The organism is Streptomyces sp. NPDC001381 (assembly GCF_042895685.1).
Taxonomy (GTDB): Bacteria; Actinomycetota; Actinomycetes; order Streptomycetales; family Streptomycetaceae; genus Streptomyces.
In genome coordinates, this window is record NZ_JBIAWO010000001.1 from 368,574 (window position 1) to 387,522 (window position 18,949).

The window sequence follows — 18,949 nt, forward strand, 5'->3', positions numbered from 1 at the left end:
GCTCAGTTGCCGCGCTCGGCGCCGCCGTTCACCTGGATCACCTGTGAGGTGATGTGTCCGGCGGCGGGCGAGGCGAGCCAGTGCAGGGTGGCCGCGACGTCGCCCGGCGTGCCGGCCCGTCCGGTGAAGGTCTCGCCGATGAGCCGCTCACGCCGGGCGGGGTCGATGGCCTCCCCGAAGAACCCGGTGTCCTCGACGTAGCCGGGGGCGACGACGTTCGCCGTGATCCCGCGCGGCCCCAGCTCCCGCGCGAGATCACGGGCGTACGGATGCAGCGCGGCCTTGGCCCCGCCGTACGCCCCGCTGCCGGACCCCCGGTAGGCGGCGATCGAGCTGACGAACAGCACCCGTCCGCCCGGGGAGGCGAGCCGGTCCTTGAGGGCCTCGGTGAGCAGCGCGGCGGAGAGGGTGTTGATCCGGAAGTTCACGGTCCACAGGTGCGCGACCCGGTCGAGCGGATCCTCGCTCCCGGCGGCGGGTTCGAGCTGCCCGGTCCCGCCGGCGCTGTGGACGAGCACGTCGACGGTCCCGAACTCCGCCGCGACGAACCGGGCGACACCCCTGACGTCCTCGGGCTCACCGAGGTCGGCGGCATACGTCAGGGATCCGTCGACCCCGGCCTTCTCCAGCACCTCCGCCCGCCGGCCGAGCAGCAGGACCCGGTCCCCGTCCGCGGCGAAGGCGTGCGCCGCGGCGAGCCCGATCCCCGTACCACCACCACTGATGACCACGTTGCGTGCCATGGGAACCGATCCTAGGGACGGGAGGCCGCCGAGGGCGGACACCACGGCGGGCGACGACGCTTTCCGGCCAACCGGCGATCACCGCAGGCTGCGGACGTCCAGATGACGCAGCACCCGGTCCACGATCTCCGGATCCGCACCCGGCTCACTGCGCGCCGCCACCACCTCGTGCCGCGCCGCGCTCAGCATCTCGCCCTGGATCCGCCGCACCCGCTTCAGCCGCCGCACCCGCTGCTCGTGCGCCTCCCGCCGCTCGTCCTCCCCCACGTCCGGACTGATCCGCACGCCGATGTCGAGGGCCCGCCGCAGCATCTGCTCGGACAGCTCCTCCGGCAGGTCCTCCTCCGCCTCGATCTCCCGCAGCCTGCGCTTGGCCGCCTTGGCCGCCCGCACCGCCAGTTCCTTCTCGAACTCCTTCTCGCGGTCGGTGTCGGACTGCACGTCGAGCCGTTTCACCAGCCAGGGCAGGGTCAGTCCCTGCAGGATCAGCGTCGCCATGATCACACCGAACGCGATGAAGATGATCTCGTCCCGGTCGGGGAACGGCGCTCCCTCGTCGGTCCTGAGCGGCACGGCCAGCGCCAGCGCGACCGACGCGACCCCGCGCATCCCCGACCACCACATGACGACGGTCTCCCGCCAGGTCATCGGGATGTCCTCGTCGTGGTCCCGCCGGGCGTGCAGCCGTTTCGTCAGCCAGGTCGCCGGCATCAGCCACAGCAGCCGTACGACGACGACCACGGCCACGATCACCGCCGCCCAGCCGAGCATCTCCCCCCACCGCCCGGACGCCGTCCGGATCGCGATGTGCAGTTCCAGGCCGATCAGCCCGAACGCGACGCCCGTGACGAGCGTGTCGATGATGTCCCAGAAGGTGTGGCCGGCCAGCCGGGTCAGCACGTCGTCGGGGTCGGTGGCGTACTCGGCGAGGAACAGCGCGGTGGTCAGGACCGCCAGCACCCCGGACCCGTGGAACTCCTCCGCCAGCACGTACGAGGCGTAGGGCACCAGGAGCGTCAGCCCGATCTGCAGCGTCGTGTCCCCGAGCATGTCCAGCAGTCTGTTCGCGCCCCACCCGAGCGCCACGCCCACCGCCACCGCCACCACGGCGGACAGCACGAGGTCGAGGCCGGCCTGCCACGGCGAGAACGAGCCGCTCACGGCCGCGGCGATCGCGACGTGGTACAGCACGATGGCCGTCACGTCGTTGAACAGCCCCTCGCCCTCCAGGATGGAGACGAGCCGGCGGGGCAGCCCCAGCTGCCCGGCGACGGCGGTCGCCGCCACCGGGTCCGGCGGCGCGACCAGAGCGCCCAGCGCCACGGCCGCGGCGATCGGCAGGCCCGGCACGACCGCGTGGGCGACGACGGCCACGCACACGGTCGTGACGAACACCAGCGCGACGGCGAGCAGGAAGATGGGCCGTTTGTTGGCCGTGAACTGCCGCCACGAGGTCCGCCGTACGGCGGCGTACAGCAGGGGCGGCAGCAGCAGGGGCAGGATCAGGTCGGGCGGGACGTTCACGTTGGGGACGAAGTCGGCCACGGCCAGGACGATGCCGAGCAGCGTCATGAGCACCGGCGCCGGCAGTCCGAACCGGTCCCCGACCGGGACGCTCACCACGGCCCCGAGCAACAGGACGAACAGAAGGGCCAGCTGATCCACGGTCAGCGCTCCGAAGGTCTAGACGATCAAGTACATCCAGATCTCCAGCGTCGCACGCGCCCCTGCCGGGCACGTCGCGGCATCACCGCCGGTCAGAGGGAGCGGCGCATCGACCGGTGCGCGATCCCCGCCTCCATGTCCTCCGGCCCGTACGCCTCGTAGCCCAGCCGCTCGTAGAACCCCAGTGCCTGCGTCTGCGCGTGCAGATCGACGGCCGCGAGGCCACGCGCGTGTGCCGCCTCCTCGATGGCCCGCACCAGCGCGACCCCGACGCCGAGCCCGCGCGCCTCACGCGCGACGGCCAGCCGTCCCAGCGATCCGACCGCCGGGTCGCCGCCGGTCCGCGCCGCGGCCGCCTCGCCGTACAGCAGCCGCCCGGTCCCGAGCGGTACGCCGTCCTCCCGGACCGCCAGCACATGGACCGCTCCGGCGTCGTGCTCGTCGTACTCCAGGTCCTCAGGCACGCCCTGCTCTCGGACGAAGACCTCCTTGCGCACCGCGAAGCACGCCTCCAGGTCTGCGGGGTCCTCGGCGACGCGCACCGCGTACCCGCGCGTGCCGGTCATCCGTAGGTCTCCTCGCGGACCTGGTCCAGGGCCTTCTGCAGGTCGGCCGGGTAGTCGCTGGCGAACTCCGCCCACTGCCCGTCGCCGGGGTGCTCGAAGCCCAGCCGTACCGCGTGCAGCCACTGGCGGGTCAGACGCAGCCGCTTGGCGAGGGTGGGGTCGGCGCCGTAGGTGAGGTCGCCGACGCAGGGGTGGCGGTGGGCGGCCATGTGGACGCGGATCTGGTGCGTGCGGCCGGTCTCCAGCTTCACGTCCAGCAGGGAGGCCGCGCGGAAGGCCTCGATCAGGTCGTAGTGCGTCACGGACGGCTTGCCGTCGGCGGTGACCGCCCACTTGTAGTCGTGGTGCGGATGCCGGCCGATGGGCGCGTCGATGGTGCCGCTGGTCGGGTCGGGGTGGCCCTGGACGAGCGTGTGGTAGCGCTTGTCGACCGTGCGCTCCTTGAACTGGCGCTTGAGCGAGGTGTACGCGCGCTCCGACTTGGCGACCACCATCAGGCCCGAGGTGCCCACGTCGAGGCGGTGCACGATGCCCTGGCGCTCGGCGGCACCGGAGGTGGAGATCCGGTAGCCGGCGGCGGCCAGCCCGCCGATGACGGTCGGACCGCTCCAGCCGGGCGACGGGTGCGCGGCCACGCCCACCGGCTTGACGATCACGACCACGTCGTCGTCGTCATGCACGATCTCCATGCCCTCGACCGGCTCGGCGACGATCTGCACCGGCGCGGGCGCCTGCGGCATCTCGACCTCGAGCCAGGCCCCGCCGTGCACCCGCTCCGACTTGCCGACCACCGAGCCGTCGACCGAGACCTTCCCCGCAGCGGCGAGCTCCGCGGCCTTCGTGCGGGAGAAGCCGAACATGCGGGAGATGGCGGCGTCGACGCGCTCGCCCTCCAGGCCGTCCGGCACGGGCAGGGTACGGATCTCGGGAATCGTGCTCACCCGACGAGTATGCCGGAAGCCTCCGACCCACCCGTACGGGCCTGTGGACGAACCGAGGGCGGCCCCGGGGCGGGCTCAGTCCCTGTGGACGGTCCCGTCCGGGTCGAGTCCCTTGAAGGACAGCAGCACGATCAGGATGCCGCCGCACACGATCGCCGAGTCGGCGAGGTTGAAGACCGCGAAGTGCTTCGGCGCGATGAAGTCGACGACCGCGCCCTCGAAGACACCCGGCGAGCGGAAGATCCGGTCGGTGAGGTTGCCCAGCGCACCGCCCAGCAGCAGCCCCAGGGCGATCGCCCAGGGCAGGCTGTAGAGCTTGCGGGCGAGCCGCGCGATCACCACGATCACCGCCGCCGCGATCACCGTGAAGATGACCGTGAAGGCCTCGCCGAAGCCGAAGGCCGCGCCGGCGTTGCGGATGGCCTCGAACTTCAGCCAGTCCCCGATGATCTCGATCGGCGCGTGGTGCTCCAGCTTGGCGACCACGATCATCTTGCTGATCAGGTCGAGGGCGTAGGCGAACGCGGCGACGGCGAAGAGCACGGCGATGCGGCGCCTGCCCCTGGGCCGCGCCTCGGTGCTCTCCTGCCCGTCCGGGAGGTCCGGGCCGGGCGACTGCTCCGGCTCGGCCCCTGCCGCCTCTGGGGTATCCGGCGTACCGATGATGCGCTCCGCCTCTGCCACGTGAGTCCCTCGACCTAGGTACCTGACTGAGGACGAGGGTACGACACGCCCCCGCACCCGCACGCGATCAGTACCGGCGCTCCTGCTTCTGCTTGCACTCGACACAGAGGGTGGCCCGGGGGAAGGCCTGCATCCGGGCCTTTCCGATGGGTTTGCCGCAGTTCTCGCACAGGCCGTACGTGCCGGCGTCCAGCCGCTCCAGGGCGTGCTCGGTCTGGATCAGCATCTCGCGCGCGTTGGCGGCCAGCGCCAGTTCGTGCTCGCGCGTGATGTTCTTGGTCCCGGTGTCCGCCTGGTCGTCGCCGGCGCCGTCGCCCGAGTCCCGCATCAGCCCCGCCAGGGAGGTCTCCGACGAGGCGAGCTCCGCACGCAGCCGTTCCATCTCGGACTGCAGTTCGTCGCGGGCCTCCTCGACCTCCTCCGGGGTCCAGGGTTCCTCACCGGGGCGCACCGCGAGTTCGCCCGGTTCCACCGCGGCGAGGCGTGCCTTGGGAACGGCGCTCTTCGCAGCCGCCGTGGCCGTGCCAGGAGTCTTCTTCGCAACCACTGTCGTGGCTCCCGTCTGCTCCGCGGCCGAGGCCGCGCCCACCTTCTTGGCCGTGCTCTTCCTTCCCGCACCCGCCGCTCCCACGCCCCCGGCGTCCGCGGCCTTGCCGGCGACTGCCGCCTTCCTGCCGGCTGTCCTCCCGCCGGCCGCCTTCCTGGCGGCCGTCCTGGGAGCGGCCGTCCTCCCGGCAGCCGCCTTCTTCGCCGCCGCCGTCGGAGCGACCGCCTCCTCGACGGCCATCTCCTCCACAGCCCCCTTCACGGCCGCGGCCTGCTTCCCGAGAGCCTTCTTCCCCGCGGTCTTCCTCCCGGCGGTCTCCTTACGCACCGCGCTCTTCCGGGCGGGCTTCCCGCCGGCGCCCTCTTCGCGGGCGGCCCGCGCACCGGCGGCCTTCTCACCGGCGGCCTTCCCATCAGTGGCCCGCGCCTCGGCGGCCTTCTCACCGGTGGCCCGTTGTCCGGAGGACTTCTCAGCGGCGGCCCGTGTCCCGGAGGACTTCTCAGCGGCGGTCGGCTTGCCCGCGGTCCCTTTGCCCGCCGTCGGCTCGCCCGCCGTCCCCTTCCCCGTGGCGGGCTTGCCCACGGCCTCCTTGCGGGCGGTCTTCTTCGCGGCGGGCTTCCGGGCACCCGCCCGCTCGGCCGCCGTCTTCCTGGCCGCCGTCTTCCTGGCCGCCGGTTCCGGGGCGACGGCCGCCTCGGCGGCGGCCCTCGCGAGGTCTGTGTCCAGTGCGGCCCTCTCCTTCGCCGCCGCCTTCTTGGCAGCGGTCTTCCTGGGGGCACGCGTCTTGGCGCGCGTCTCGCCGCCCGTTGCGGCGCCCGTCCCGGCGCTCGTCCTCCTCGCGGCCGTCTTCCTGCCGGCCGCGGCCCCGCGGGCCGCAGCCCCGCCCGCCTCCGCCGCCCGCGCGGTCTTCACCGTCCTGGCGGCACGGCCGGCGTCCTCCGCCAGCGTGCTCTTCTTGCCGCCGACGTCCTTGGCCGCGCCGTCGGAGGCCTTCGTGGACCTGCCGGACGGCTGTACGGCGGTCTTCTTCGCCACCATGGCCGCGGCCCCTTCACATATTGTGATCTTGCACGCGAATCGTGCTGGGACGATAAATCGACTTGAAGGCCGCGGCAACGGGGCACACCGCCCGGATCGCCCGCCTCGCGCACGCCGCGTGGCCGGCCTGCCTGCGTTGTGCCCAGCTCCCCGGCGGGTAATCCGCCGAGCCGACCACCCTGGAATCCGAACACGCGTACCCCGTGAACAGGCCTCCATTCGGGTCGCCCCACCCCGGGTCCCGCCGCCCGTCCGGGGGCGGCGTAAACCGGTCGGCCGCGGTCGGTGCGGCGCCGTACACTGGGCGGAGCGAAAAGCGTGGATGGGGACGAGTAGCGGCGTACGCAGCCCAGAGCGACCCGGGGACGGTGGAAGCCCGGGGGCGAGCGCGACGTGAAGATCACCCCGGAGCCGCCGGAAGAAAGCCCGGGCCGTACGGCACAGGCGAGTAGAACCGGCATCGCGACCCCAATGAGGGGGCTCACCGGAGCGCAGGGTGCGCCGGAGGGCCAAGGAGGGTGGTACCGCGGGAGCGCGCCGCACACGGCGTAGACAGGCAAGAAGGCTCTCGTCCCTCCGACGGAAGGCAGTACGTCCGCCGGAGGAAGATCGATGACGCAGTACCGCCAGGTGCCCGCCCAGGTCGACCTGCCCGCCCTCGAGCACGCCGTGCTCGACTTCTGGCGCGAGCAGAAGATCTTTGCCAAGAGCCTGGAGCAGTCCGAGGGCCGCCCCGAGTGGGTGTTCTACGAGGGCCCGCCCACCGCCAACGGCATGCCGGGCGCCCACCACATCGAGGCGCGCGTCTTCAAGGACGTCTTCCCCCGCTTCCGCACCATGCGCGGCTACCACGTGGCCCGCAAGGCGGGCTGGGACTGCCACGGCCTCCCCGTGGAGCTGGCGGTGGAGAAGGAGCTCGGCTTCTCCGGCAAGCAGGACATCGAGGCGTACGGCATCGCCGAGTTCAACGCCAGGTGCCGCGAGTCCGTGACCCGGCACACCGACGCCTTCGCCGAGCTGACGACCCGCATGGGCTACTGGGTCGACCTCGACGACGCCTACCGGACCATGGACCCGGAGTACGTCGAGTCGGTCTGGTGGTCGCTCAAGGAGATCTTCAACAAGGGTCTGCTGGTCCAGGACCACCGTGTCGCCCCCTGGTGCCCCCGCTGCGGCACCGGCCTCTCCGACCACGAGCTGGCGCAGGGCTACGAGACGGTCGTCGACCCGTCCGTGTACGTGCGTTTCCCGCTCACCTCCGGTCCGCTCGCCGGCGAAGCCGCGCTGCTCGTCTGGACGACGACCCCGTGGACCCTGGTCTCCAACACGGCCGTGGCCGCGCACCCCGACGTCACCTACGTCGTCGCGACCGACGGCGAGGAGAAGCTGGTCGTCGCCGAGCCCCTGGTGGCCAAGGCGCTCGGGGAGGGCTGGGAGACCACCGGCCAGACCTTCACCGGTGCCGAAATGGAGCGCTGGTCCTATCAACGTCCTTTCGAGCTGGTCGAGTTCCCGGCCGACGTCGCGACGCACTACGTCGTCAACGCCGAGTACGTCACCACCGAGGACGGTACGGGTCTGGTCCACCAGTCCCCCGCCTTCGGTGAGGACGACCTCAAGGTCTGCCGCGCCTACGGCCTGCCCGTGGTCAACCCGGTCCGCCCCGACGGCACCTTCGAGGAGTCCGTCCCGCTGGTGGGCGGCGTCTTCTTCAAGAAGGCCGACGAACAGCTCACCGCGGACCTCCAGCAGCGCGGCCTCCTCTTCCGGCACATCCCGTACGAGCACAGCTACCCGCACTGCTGGCGCTGCCACACCGCGCTCCTCTACTACGCGCAGCCGTCCTGGTACATCCGCACCACGGCGATCAAGGACCGCCTCCTCCAGGAGAACGAGAACACCAACTGGTTCCCGGACACGGTCAAGCACGGCCGCTTCGGCGACTGGCTGAACAACAACATCGACTGGGCACTGTCCCGCAGCCGCTACTGGGGCACCCCGCTGCCGATCTGGCGCTGTGAGGAGGACCACCTCACCGTGGTCGGCTCCCGCGCGGAGCTGACCGACCTGACCGGCACCGACCAGTCGGAGCTGGACCCGCACCGCCCGTACATCGACGAGGTCACCTTCGCCTGCCGCCACGACGGCTGCGGCAGGACGGCCACGCGCGTGCCCGAGGTCATCGACGCCTGGTACGACTCGGGTTCGATGCCGTTCGCGCAGTGGGGCTACCCGTACAAGAACAAGGACCTGTTCGAGTCCCGCTACCCGGCGCAGTTCATCTCCGAGGCCATCGACCAGACCCGCGGCTGGTTCTACACGCTGATGGCGGTGGGCACGCTCGTCTTCGACAAGTCGTCGTACGAGAACGTCGTCTGCCTGGGCCACATCCTCGCCGAGGACGGCCGCAAGATGTCCAAGCACCTGGGCAACATCCTGCAGCCCATCCCGCTGATGGACCAGCACGGCGCCGACGCGGTCCGCTGGTTCATGGCGGCCGGCGGCTCCCCGTGGGCGGCCCGCCGGGTGGGCCACGGCACGATCCAGGAGGTCGTCCGCAAGACGCTCCTCACGTACTGGAACACGGTCGCCTTCCAGGCGCTGTACGCCCGTACGTCCGGGTGGGCGCCCAGCGAGGCCGACCCGGCCCCCGCCGACCGCCCGCTCCTGGACCGCTGGCTGCTCTCCGAGCTGCACGCGCTCACCGACCAGGTGACGCAGGCCCTGGAGGCGTACGACACCCAGCGCGCCGGCAAGCTGCTCTCGGCGTTCGTCGACGACCTGTCCAACTGGTACGTGCGCCGCTCCCGCCGCCGCTTCTGGCAGGGCGACAAGGCCGCGCTGCGCACCCTCCACGAGGTCGTGGAGACCGTCACCAAGCTGATGGCCCCGCTGACCCCGTTCATCACCGAGCGGGTCTGGCAGGACCTCGTCGTGCCGGTCACCCCGGGCGCCCCGGAGTCCGTGCACCTGTCGCCCTGGCCGGAGGCGGACCTGTCCGCGATCGACCCGGAGCTGTCGAAGCAGATGGTCCTGGTCCGCCGCCTGGTGGAGCTGGGCCGCGCCACACGCGCGGAGTCGGGCGTGAAGACCCGCCAGCCGCTGAGCCGCGCCCTCGTGGCGGCCACCGGCTTCGACACCCTCTCCCCCGAGCTGCACACGCAGATCACGGAGGAGCTCAACGTCGAGTCGCTCGCGTCCCTGTCGGAGGTGGGCGGCAGCCTGGTCGACACCACCGCCAAGGCCAACTTCCGCGCCCTGGGCAAGCGGTTCGGCAAGCGCGTCCAGGACGTGGCGAAGGCCGTCGCGAACGCCGACGCGGCCGCGCTCTCCCTCGCCCTGCGCGAGGGCACGGCGTCGGTGGAGGTCGACGGCGAGACGATCACCCTCGCCCCCGACGAGGTCATCATCACGGAGACCCCGCGCGAGGGCTGGTCGGTCGCCTCCGACTCCGGCGCCACGGTCGCTCTCGACCTGGAGATCACCGAGGAGCTGCGCCGCGCGGGCCTGGCCCGTGACGCGATCCGCCTGATCCAGGAGGCCCGCAAGAACAGCGGCCTCGACGTCGCCGACCGCATCGCGCTGCGCTGGACCGCGACCGACCCGGCCACCGTCGACGCCCTGACCGGCCATGCCGGCCTGATCGCCGACGAGGTCCTCGCCACGGACTTCGCCCAGGGCGAGGCGGACGACACCTACGGCACGCCGTTCACCGACGAGGGCCTGACCCTGACGTTCCGCCTGCGCAAGGCGTAAGGACGTACGAAGGGCCCGGTCCCCCGCGGGGGACCGGGCCCTTCGGCGGTCCGGCGGCCGCACCGCCACCCTCGTCAACACGCGTAAAAAGGGCGGGACCCCGGATCGGAATCCGGGGCCCGCCCTTTGAACGCTGCCGACGCCTAAGGCGTACTACTGGCCGTCAGTTGTCGTCCTCGTCGATGAGGAAGCCACGCATCGGCGAGGGAGCCTGGCCCATCGGGGAGGGACCCTGCGGACGAACCGGCGCCATCGGCTGAGTCATGGCCGGGGACATCTGCTGCTGCCCGCCGTAGGACGGCGCGGCCGGGCTCGGGCCGCCCATGCCCTGGTTACCACCGTAGGACGGAGCGCTGGCGCCGGCCGGTGCCATGGAGGGCGCCGGGGACGGCGGCAGGGAAGCCGTGGCCGGGGTACGCGGCGGGGCGAGCGAGTCGTCGGCCTGGGTCTCCAGCTGACGCAGCTGGGACTCGAGGTACGACTTCAGGCGCGTACGGTACTCGCGCTCGAAGCCGCGCAGGTCCTCGACCTTGCGCTCCAGCGTGGCGCGGGCGGACTCCAGGGAGCCCATCGCGACGCGGTGCTTCTCCTGCGCGTCCCGCTCCAGGGCGTCGGCCTTGGCACGGGCGTCACGCTCCAGACCCTCGGCGCGGCTGCGGGCCTCACCGACGATCTTGTTCGCCTCGGAGCGGGCCTCGGCGATCGCCTGGTCGGCGGTCTGCTGGGCCAGCGAGAGGACACGGGCGGCGCTGTCGCCACCGGGGCCCTGACCGGGGCCGCCCATCGGACCGCCCATGGGGCCGCCCATCGGGCCACCCATCTGCTGCTGCATCGGGGGCTGACCGCCCATCGGGCCACCCATGGGGCCCTGGCCCATCGGACCCTGACCCATCGGGCCGGGACCCTGCGGACCACCCTGACCGCCGGGACCGGCGGGCAGCTGCGGGGCACCGCTCGGCAGCTGGGGCGGGCCACCCATGGGGCCACCCATCTGCTGCTGCGGCGGGCCCGATATGCCGGCGGGCACCGGAGCGCCGGGACCTCGCATGCCCTGCTGCGGCATCCCCTGCTGAGGCATACCGCCCTGCTGCATACCGCCCTGCTGAGGCATGCCGCCCTGCTGCATACCGCCCTGCTGGGGCATGCCGCCCTGCTGGTCCTGCGGCTCCGGGGGCTTGCGCATGTTCTGCTGGTTCTGGGCAGCAGCGCGCGTGGCCGCGGCCAGTTTGGCGCGCAGGTCCTCGTTCTCGCGGAGCAGGCGCGTCAGTTCGGCTTCGACCTCGTCGAGGAAGGCATCGACCTCGTCCTCGTCATAGCCTTCTCGGAGGCGGACGGTCGTGAACTGCTTGTTCCGCACGTCCTCGGGGGTCAACGGCATCTCTTCACCTCAACGTAGTCGTCGGCATCGGCAAGACGGTAGTTCACATCGCTCACAGCCGGCTCACGATCGAGATCAGGATGTAGACGATGATCATCAGTACGAAGAAGGACAGGTCGAGCGCCACGCCCCCGAGACGCAACGGCGGGATTACCCGCCGCAGAAGCTTGAGCGGTGGATCGGTGACAGTGTAGGTGGCCTCCAGAACGACCACCATCGCCTTGCCGGGTTGCCATGAGCGGGCGAACTGGAAGACGTAGTCCATGACCAACCGGAAGATCAGCACGATGAGGAACACCATCAGCGCGATGTAGACGACATCCAGGACCACGCCCATGTTCGGTGCTTCCCTCTCCCCTGTTTCCGTGCCGCTCTGTACTGCGTTGTACTTCTTTGTACTGCTTTTTCCGGTCTTGCGTCTCAGCTCTGGTTGAAGAACCCGCCCTCTGCGATGCGGGCCTTGTCCTCCGCCGTGACATCGACGTTAGCAGGCGACAACAGGAACACCTTCTGCGTCACCCGCTCGATGCTGCCGTGAAGACCAAACACCAAACCGGCCGCAAAGTCGACAAGTCGCTTCGCGTCTGTGTCATCCATCTCAGTCAGATTCATGATCACCGGGGTGCCCTCACGGAAGTGTTCCCCGATGGTACGGGCCTCGTTGTAGGTCCGGGGGTGAAGCGTGGTGATCCGGTACGGCTCTCGTTCCGACACGACCTTGGGCATGATCACCGGTGCGTTCTTCTCCAGGGACTGACGTTCTTGTGTGATGGATGCCACGGGCGCGATACGCGCCGGGCGCCCGGATTCCGCGGCGAGCGAAGTGGATCTGGCCACCGGCTCGCGCGGCGCGGGCGGCTGCACGATTCGCACCTCTTCGTCCCTCGGGGACTGGTGTGATCCGTGCGACTGGTGGGACTGTTCGTGACGCCGGTGATCCCGTTCGGGTTCCGGGTCGAGCTCGGGTTCGAAGTCGTCATCGGGGTCGAAACCCCGGCCGTCGTACCCATCGTCCTCCACGAGGCCGAGGTAGACCGCCATCTTGCGCATCGCGCCGGCCATGCTCTGAGTCCTCCGCTCTGTGGTGGATCGGCTTTCGACTGCCAAGTCCCGCGATCCACGTGGCCCTTGTGCCCGCCTACCGGCGGTAATGACCATATTTTCTGCTGTGGTCCGACTTCCTGGCGACGTTACCCGAGCCTGGGGCGGACTCCGAGTACCGCAGTGCCGACGCGCACATGTGTCGCCCCGGCCGCCACGGCCTCCTCGAGGTCCGCACTCATCCCTGCGGAGACCATGTTCGCAGCCGGATGGGCTCGGCGCAGGTCAGTCGACAAATCCATCAACCGCTCGAACGCCGCCCGTTGACGCCCCGCGTACTCCCCGGTCAGAGGTGCGACGGTCATCAGTCCGTCCAGCCGCAGCCCCGGCGAGCCGGCCACCAGATCGGCCAACTCCTGGATCCCGCCGGGCGCCACGCCGCCCCGGTCCCCGCGCGCCGAGTCACCCGCGTCGAGCGCCACCTGGACGAGGCACCCGACCTCCCGCCCGGCGCGCACCGCCTCCTTCGACAGCGCGGTCACCAGCCGGGCCCGGTCGACGGACTGCACGAAGTCCGCGTAACCGACCACGGATCGCACCTTGTTGGTCTGCAACTGGCCGACAAAGTGCCATGAAAGCGACAGGTCCGAGCAAGTCGCGGCCTTGGGCGCGGCGTCCTGGTCCTTGTTCTCGGCGACATGGCGCACGCCGAGCTGCGACAGGATCCGCACATCGCTCGCCGGGTAGGTCTTGGTGACCACGATCAGGGTCACTTCCTCCCGCTTGCGCCCGGCGGCCGCGCACGCGCGGGCGATGCGCTCCTCCACCTTCGCCAGATTTCCGGCGAGTTCGTCCCTACGGTCCGTCATGTCCATCAGTCCAGCCAGACATATCCCGCGAGTCGCCCCGTGGCGCGGTCGCGGCGGTACGAGAAGTGGTCCTGCGACTCCCGCGTGCACACCGGCGACTGCTCCCGGTCGCGCACCCCGAGCCGCGTGAGCTGCGCGTGCACCCCGGCGGTCACGTCGACCGCCGGCGTGCCCCAGCTCGTCTCGGCGTGCGCCCCCGGCTCGACGGCGGCCACCTCGGCGCGCATCGCCTCGGGCACCTCGTAGCACCGGCCGCAGACGGCGGGTCCGGTGCGGGCGAGGATCCGGGACGGTTCGGCGCCGAGCTCCACCATGGCCCGCACGGCGGCGGGGACGACCCCGGCGACCATGCCGGGCCGGCCCGCGTGGGCCGCGGCGGCGACCCCGGCGACCGGGTCGGCGAGCAGGACGGGTGTGCAGTCGGCGGTGAGGACGGCGAGCGCGAGCCCGCGCCGCACGGTGACGACCGCGTCGACCGCGGGCACCGGCTCGTCCCCCCAGGGCCCGTCGACGACCGTCACGTCGGCGCCGTGCACCTGGTTCATCCAGACCACGTCTCCAGGGTCCAGCCCCAGAGCCTTGGCGGCCAGTTCCCGGTTGGTGCGTACGGCGCCGGGGTCGTCGCCGACCGCGCCGCCGAGGTTGAGCTCCTCATACGGAGCGGCGCTCACCCCGCCCCACCGGTCGGTGAAGGCGAAGTGCGCGCCGCTCGCGCTCTCGCGCTGTCCTATCACTTCAGGAAGTCCGGCACGTCCAGCTCCTCGGCCGCGCTGTCCGAGTAGGTCCGCGACGGCGGCACCGGCGGGGCGACCGGGAGGTCGGCCACCGGCTCGGGCGCCGGCTCCGGCTCCTCCTTCGGCGTGACGCTGCCGAGCGAGCCGAAGGACGGGCGGCTCTCCGGCTGCCGTACCGGAGTGGGCTCGTCGCGGCGGGGGGAGGCCGTGGACGAGCCGAGGACGTTGTCCCGGCGGGCCGGCGGCTGGCCGCCGTCGAAGCCGGCCGCGATGACCGTGACCCGGACCTCGTCGCCGAGCGCGTCGTCGATGACCGCGCCGAAGATGATGTTGGCCTCGGGGTGGGCCGCCTCGCTGACCAGCTGGGCGGCCTCGTTGATCTCGAACAGGCCGAGGTCGGAGCCGCCGGAGATGGAGAGCAGGACGCCGCGGGCGCCGTCGATGGAGGCCTCCAGGAGCGGCGAGGAGATCGCCATCTCGGCGGCGGCCACCGCGCGGTCGTCGCCGCGGGCCGAGCCGATGCCCATGAGGGCCGAACCGGCCTCGGACATGACCGACTTGACGTCGGCGAAGTCGAGGTTGATCAGGCCGGGGGTGGTGATCAGGTCGGTGATGCCCTGGACACCGGAGAGCAGGACCTGGTCGGCCGACTTGAAGGCGTCCAGGACCGAGACCTGGCGGTCCGAGATGGACAGCAGGCGGTCGTTGGGGATGACGATGAGGGTGTCGACCTCTTCGCGGAGTTCCGCGATGCCGTCCTCGGCCTGGTTGGCCCGGCGCCGTCCCTCGAAGGTGAACGGGCGGGTGACCACGCCGATGGTGAGGGCGCCCAGGGACCGGGCGATGTTGGCCACGACGGGCGCCCCGCCGGTGCCGGTGCCGCCGCCTTCACCGGCCGTCACGAAGACCATGTCGGCCCCCTTGAGGACCTCCTCGATCTCCTCGCGGTGGTCCTCGGCCGCCTTGCGGCCGACGGCCGGGTTGGCGCCGGCGCCGAGTCCGCGGGTGAGTTCGCGGCCGACGTCGAGTTTGACGTCGGCGTCGCTCATCAACAGCGCCTGCGCGTCGGTGTTGATGGCGATGAACTCGACGCCCTTGAGACCGACCTCGATCATCCGGTTGATGGCATTGACACCACCGCCGCCGACACCGATGACTTTGATGACTGCGAGGTAGTTCTGCGGTGCTGCCACGTCGAAGGCCTCTCGCCTCGAGTTACGTGTCGCCGCCTCGCAGGTGGTGCGAATCCGACGACTGATGCCGAATGGGACGGTCCGTTTCGCCGACCCGAACCCTAACGCTGAAGTTTAGGGTTACCAGTGTGTCTGTTCCTTGGAGTCTTCTGAACAGGACACTAAGTCGACAAGTGGCGCCCGTTCAACGAACACGCCGAACCTCCCGTTTTTCTTTTCACCCTATGTGATCAGCCGTGTCGCTGCCCAACCAGGGTGCTGGCCTGCGCGGATGTGCGTCAACTGCCCGATGACGCAGGGGCCGTGGGCGCACTGACGTCGAAGTGCCGCGCGGCCGGGGAGGCTTTCATGAGAGCACTCAGGGTACTGGCCTTCAGGGCGCCCTTCTCGGCGCTCCCCCAGGCGACCGTGCGGCCGTCGGTCAACTCCAGCGAGATGTCGTCGTAGGAACGGACCTTGAGCGCGCGGGTCCGCCCGGCGACGGCGTCCGGGATGTGCCCGGCGACCTTCACCGCCTCGCGCACCAGCCGGTGCTCTCCGAAGCGGCGCAGGCTCGCGGCACCCGACCCTCCCGAACCCGACGCGGAGACGGCCATTTCGAGGAGCGGTACGTTCTTCAGCGCTTCGGGAATCGTGGCGAAACGGACGCCTTCGTCGTCCACTTCCACGAAGTTCGACCCTTTTCGGATGAGCAGAACGGGCTTGCGCTCGGTCACTTTCAGGCCGATTCCATGGGGCCAGGAACGCACCACGTCCACCTCGTCGACACGGGGCAGTTTCACCCGCACGCGCGCCTCGATCGCCCTCGTGTCGACGGAGATCAGCGGCGAGCCGACCGGCACCGCGGCCGCCTCGCGCACCTGGGCGGGCGTCAGCACGTCCGTGCCGGACACCGGGACGCGCTCGACGCGCGTCCACGGAGAGCCGTACAGCACCCACACCGCGCCCCCGCCGAGGAGGGCCACCGCGAGCGCGAGGATGATGATCACACGAAGCCGGCGGGGTCCCAGCCTGCGGACGAGGGGCGGGCCGGACGACTCCTCCTGGCGTGCACCGCGCTCGGCGGTGGCGGATCCGGCCACGCTCCCTGCCCTTCGCTCACATAGCTCTGCCTGCCGTGCTCAGGCCCCGCCGTCCGGGACGTCCCGGCGTCGCGGGGGCCCGGCACGCACCGCGCCGCACGGCCGGCCCGATCCGGACGCCAGGCCCTAGCGGTGGGCGCGGTGGGCGGCGATCGCCTCGTACACCATGCCCACGAGCAGGTCGTCGGCGTCCCGGCGGCCGAACTCACCGGCGGCGCGGGACATCTCGTACAGCCGGTGCGGGTCGGCGAGCACCGGCAGAACGTTCTCCCGGACCCATTCGGGGGTCAGTTCCGCGTCGTCGACGAGGAGTCCGCCGCCGGCCTTGACCACCGGCTGGGCGTTCAGCCGCTGTTCGCCGTTGCCGATGGGCAGCGGCACGTACGCGGCCGGCAGTCCGACGGCGGAGAGTTCGGCGACGGTCATCGCGCCCGCGCGGCAGAGCATCATGTCGGCCGCGGCGTACGCGAGGTCCATCCGGTCCAGATACGGTACCGGGATGTACGGGGGCATTCCCGGCATCTGCTGGACGTGCGGCAGTTCGTTCTTCGGGCCGACCGCGTGCAGGATCTGGATGCCGGCCTGCTGCAGCCAGGGCGCGACCTGCTGGACCACCTCGTTGAGCCGGCGGGCGCCCTGCGAGCCGCCGGAGACGAGCAGCGTCGGCAGGTTGGGGTCGAGGCCGAACATGTGCCGGGCCTCGGGGCGCGCCGCGGCGCGGTCCAGGGTGGCGATGGAGCGGCGCAGCGGGATGCCGATGTAGCGGGCGTCCCGCAGCTTGCTGTCGGGCGTGGAGACCGCGACCCGGGCGGCGTACCGGGAGCCGATCTTGTTGGCCAGGCCCGGGCGGGCGTTGGCCTCGTGGACCACGATCGGCACGCCCAGGCGCTTGGCGGCCAGGTAGCCGGGCAGGGCGACGTAGCCGCCGAACCCGACGACGGCGTCGGCCTTGGTGCGCTCCAGGATCTGCTCGGCGGCCTTGATCGTGCCGCGCAGCCGGCCCGGGACGGTGATCAGCTCGGGGGTGGGCTTGCGCGGCAGCGGCACGGCCGGGATCAGCGCGAGCTCGTAGCCCCGCTGCGGAACGAGCGTGGTCTCCAGTCCGCGCTCGGTGCCCAGGGCCGTGATCCCCACGGTGGGGTCCTGCCTGCGCAGGGCGTCCGCGAGGGCGAGCGCGGGCTCGATGTGGCCGGCGGTCCCCCCACCAGCGAGTACGACATGCACCGAAATTCACCGCTCTCCGGACGAACGCGCCGCCGAGGCACGCCGTCGCATCGTGTTCCATCTCCGAGGTCCCCGGTCGGGCTGGGGACCCCCAGCCCCCCGCTTTCTACCAAAGCGGGGGTGCCGCATCGCAAGCGCCGTCCGCGCAGCGGGGTCGTCGCGTGCGAAGGCGATCAGCAGCCCGATCGCGAACATGGTCGGCAGCAGGGCGGATCCCCCGTAGGAGAACAGCGGGAGGGGGACGCCGGCGATCGGCAGCAGGCCGAGCACCGCACCGATGTTGATCACCGCCTGAGCGGTGATCCAGGTGGTCACACCTCCCGCGGCATACCTCACGAAGGGGTCCTCCGTGCGTCCGGCCACGCGGATACCCGCATAGCCTAGAGCCGCGAACAGGGCGAGCACCGACAGCGTCCCCGCGAGGCCCAGTTCCTCACCGGTGACGGCGAAGATGAAGTCGGTGTGGGCTTCAGGGAGTTGTCCCCATTTCTCCACACTCGCCCCCAGTCCGGAGCCGAAGATCCCGCCGGACGCGAGAGCGTAGATCCCGTGCACGGCCTGCCAGCAGTCCGCGGCCCCCGACTTGGGTTCGGTGGCGCCGATGCAGGCCAGCCGGGCCATCCGGTTCGGGCTGGTCTTGATCAGGACGACGCCGATCGCGGCGGCGACCGAGAGCACCCCGACGAACAGCCGGGTGGGCGCCCCCGCGAGCCACAGCAGCCCGAACAGGATCGCCGTGAGGATGATCGCGGTGCCCATGTCGCCGCCGAGCATGATCAGCCCGAGCAGCATGAAGGCCACCGGCACGAGGGGCACCAGCATGTGCTTCCACTGCGTGAGCAGCTTCTTGTCCTGCTTGCGGGCCAGCAGGTCGGCGCCCCACAGCACCAGGGCGAGCTTGCCGAACTCGCTGGGCTGAATCTGGAAGGAGCCGCCGAGCGAGATCCAGTTCTGGTTGCCGTTGACCGCCATCCCTATCCCGGGCACCTGCACCAGGGCCATCATGAAGACGGCTCCGGCGAGGATCGGATAGGCCAGCGCCCGGTGCAGCTTGACCGGCATCCGGGAGGCGACGAACAGCAGCACGGCGCCGATGGAGGCGGCCAGGAACTGCTTGCGGAAGAAGAACGAGCCCGGCAGCGACATCTGCAGCGCGGTGATCTGCGAGGCGGAGTACACCATCACCAGACCGAGCACGGTGATCAGCAGGCTGCCGCCGAGGATCACGTAGTACGCGGTCAGCGGCCGGTCCCAGGCCTTGCGCGCGCGTGTGTAGAGCCGCAGGACGGGGTTGTCACGCGGGGGGCGCGGGGTGGGGGGCCTTCGGACAGCCCGCTGAACAGGTGGCCGCCCGGTACGACTACTGGGCACGACGGCTCCCATGCAGGACACGCAACTGCAGCCCGCCCAGGGGCGCGGGGAACTGCGCGACCAGCCCCCACGACCCGCAGCCGAAGGTCACAACGTCAGGCACCGGCACCTCCAAAG

At 71.2% G+C, this 18,949-nt stretch carries 16 protein-coding genes; 1 reads left to right on the plus strand and 15 read right to left on the minus strand.

What is annotated here, in order from left to right:
• Positions 1 to 2: 2 nt before the first annotated feature.
• The 6 genes from ACFY2L_RS01700 to ACFY2L_RS01725 all read right to left on the minus strand — a co-directional run bounded on the left by ACFY2L_RS01700 (position 3) and on the right by ACFY2L_RS01725 (position 6,184).
• Entirely contained in the window at positions 3 to 743 is a 741-nt protein-coding gene (locus ACFY2L_RS01700) for an SDR family NAD(P)-dependent oxidoreductase (RefSeq protein ID WP_390821242.1), read from the minus strand.
• Between the two features lie 78 nt (positions 744 to 821).
• Positions 822 to 2,408, minus strand: a complete 1,587-nt coding sequence (locus ACFY2L_RS01705) for a Na+/H+ antiporter (RefSeq protein ID WP_390655857.1) — start codon at positions 2,406 to 2,408, stop codon at positions 822 to 824.
• A gap of 92 nt (positions 2,409 to 2,500) precedes the next feature.
• Entirely contained in the window at positions 2,501 to 2,974 is a 474-nt protein-coding gene (locus tag ACFY2L_RS01710; protein ID WP_390655856.1) for a GNAT family N-acetyltransferase, read from the minus strand.
• Positions 2,971 to 3,915, minus strand: a complete 945-nt coding sequence (locus tag ACFY2L_RS01715) for an RluA family pseudouridine synthase (RefSeq protein ID WP_390655855.1) — start codon at positions 3,913 to 3,915, stop codon at positions 2,971 to 2,973. Before ACFY2L_RS01715 ends, ACFY2L_RS01710 begins: the two co-directional genes overlap by 4 nt.
• A 75-nt stretch (positions 3,916 to 3,990) precedes the next feature.
• Positions 3,991 to 4,599 (minus strand): signal peptidase II, encoded by a 609-nt coding sequence (gene lspA / locus ACFY2L_RS01720; RefSeq protein ID WP_390655854.1) that lies wholly within the window; start codon positions 4,597 to 4,599, stop codon positions 3,991 to 3,993.
• A 67-nt stretch (positions 4,600 to 4,666) separates the two neighbouring features.
• The gene (locus tag ACFY2L_RS01725) at positions 4,667 to 6,184 is read right to left on the minus strand and encodes a TraR/DksA C4-type zinc finger protein (RefSeq protein WP_390821243.1); all 1,518 of its coding nucleotides are present in this window, start codon (positions 6,182 to 6,184) and stop codon (positions 4,667 to 4,669) included.
• A 612-nt stretch (positions 6,185 to 6,796) separates the two neighbouring features.
• Here ACFY2L_RS01725 and ileS point away from each other — a divergent pair.
• Positions 6,797 to 9,940: an isoleucine--tRNA ligase gene (ileS, locus tag ACFY2L_RS01730; protein ID WP_390821244.1), complete on the plus strand. Its 3,144-nt coding sequence runs from the start codon at positions 6,797 to 6,799 to the stop codon at positions 9,938 to 9,940.
• Between the two features lie 163 nt (positions 9,941 to 10,103).
• On the opposite strand, the gene ACFY2L_RS01735 is transcribed toward ileS, so the two are convergent.
• The 9 genes from ACFY2L_RS01735 to ftsW all read right to left on the minus strand — a co-directional run bounded on the left by ACFY2L_RS01735 (position 10,104) and on the right by ftsW (position 18,832).
• Complete coding sequence (locus ACFY2L_RS01735; protein ID WP_390655851.1) at positions 10,104 to 11,318, minus strand: DivIVA domain-containing protein; 1,215 nt, start codon at positions 11,316 to 11,318, stop codon at positions 10,104 to 10,106.
• Between the two features lie 52 nt (positions 11,319 to 11,370).
• Positions 11,371 to 11,655 (minus strand): YggT family protein, encoded by a 285-nt coding sequence (locus ACFY2L_RS01740; RefSeq protein WP_055633825.1) that lies wholly within the window; start codon positions 11,653 to 11,655, stop codon positions 11,371 to 11,373.
• An 83-nt stretch (positions 11,656 to 11,738) separates the two neighbouring features.
• A complete protein-coding gene (locus tag ACFY2L_RS01745) occupies positions 11,739 to 12,380 on the minus strand; it encodes a cell division protein SepF (protein WP_390655850.1) in 642 nt (213 codons plus the stop codon).
• A 128-nt stretch (positions 12,381 to 12,508) separates the two neighbouring features.
• Positions 12,509 to 13,228 (minus strand): YggS family pyridoxal phosphate-dependent enzyme, encoded by a 720-nt coding sequence (locus ACFY2L_RS01750; protein WP_390656196.1) that lies wholly within the window; start codon positions 13,226 to 13,228, stop codon positions 12,509 to 12,511.
• Positions 13,229 to 13,233: 5 nt separating this feature from the next.
• A complete protein-coding gene (pgeF, locus tag ACFY2L_RS01755) occupies positions 13,234 to 13,962 on the minus strand; it encodes a peptidoglycan editing factor PgeF (RefSeq protein WP_390821245.1) in 729 nt (242 codons plus the stop codon).
• Complete coding sequence (gene ftsZ, locus ACFY2L_RS01760) at positions 13,959 to 15,155, minus strand: cell division protein FtsZ (protein ID WP_390655848.1); 1,197 nt, start codon at positions 15,153 to 15,155, stop codon at positions 13,959 to 13,961. Before ftsZ ends, pgeF begins: the two co-directional genes overlap by 4 nt.
• A 278-nt stretch (positions 15,156 to 15,433) precedes the next feature.
• Positions 15,434 to 16,237 (minus strand): cell division protein FtsQ/DivIB, encoded by an 804-nt coding sequence (locus ACFY2L_RS01765; RefSeq protein ID WP_390655847.1) that lies wholly within the window; start codon positions 16,235 to 16,237, stop codon positions 15,434 to 15,436.
• A gap of 126 nt (positions 16,238 to 16,363) precedes the next feature.
• Positions 16,364 to 17,461, minus strand: coding sequence for an undecaprenyldiphospho-muramoylpentapeptide beta-N-acetylglucosaminyltransferase (gene murG / locus ACFY2L_RS01770; RefSeq protein WP_390655846.1), 1,098 nt, complete (start codon positions 17,459 to 17,461; stop codon positions 16,364 to 16,366).
• 6 nt (positions 17,462 to 17,467) lie between these two features.
• Positions 17,468 to 18,832: a putative lipid II flippase FtsW gene (gene ftsW, locus ACFY2L_RS01775; protein ID WP_390821246.1), complete on the minus strand. Its 1,365-nt coding sequence runs from the start codon at positions 18,830 to 18,832 to the stop codon at positions 17,468 to 17,470.
• Between the last annotated feature and the right edge of the window lie 117 nt (positions 18,833 to 18,949).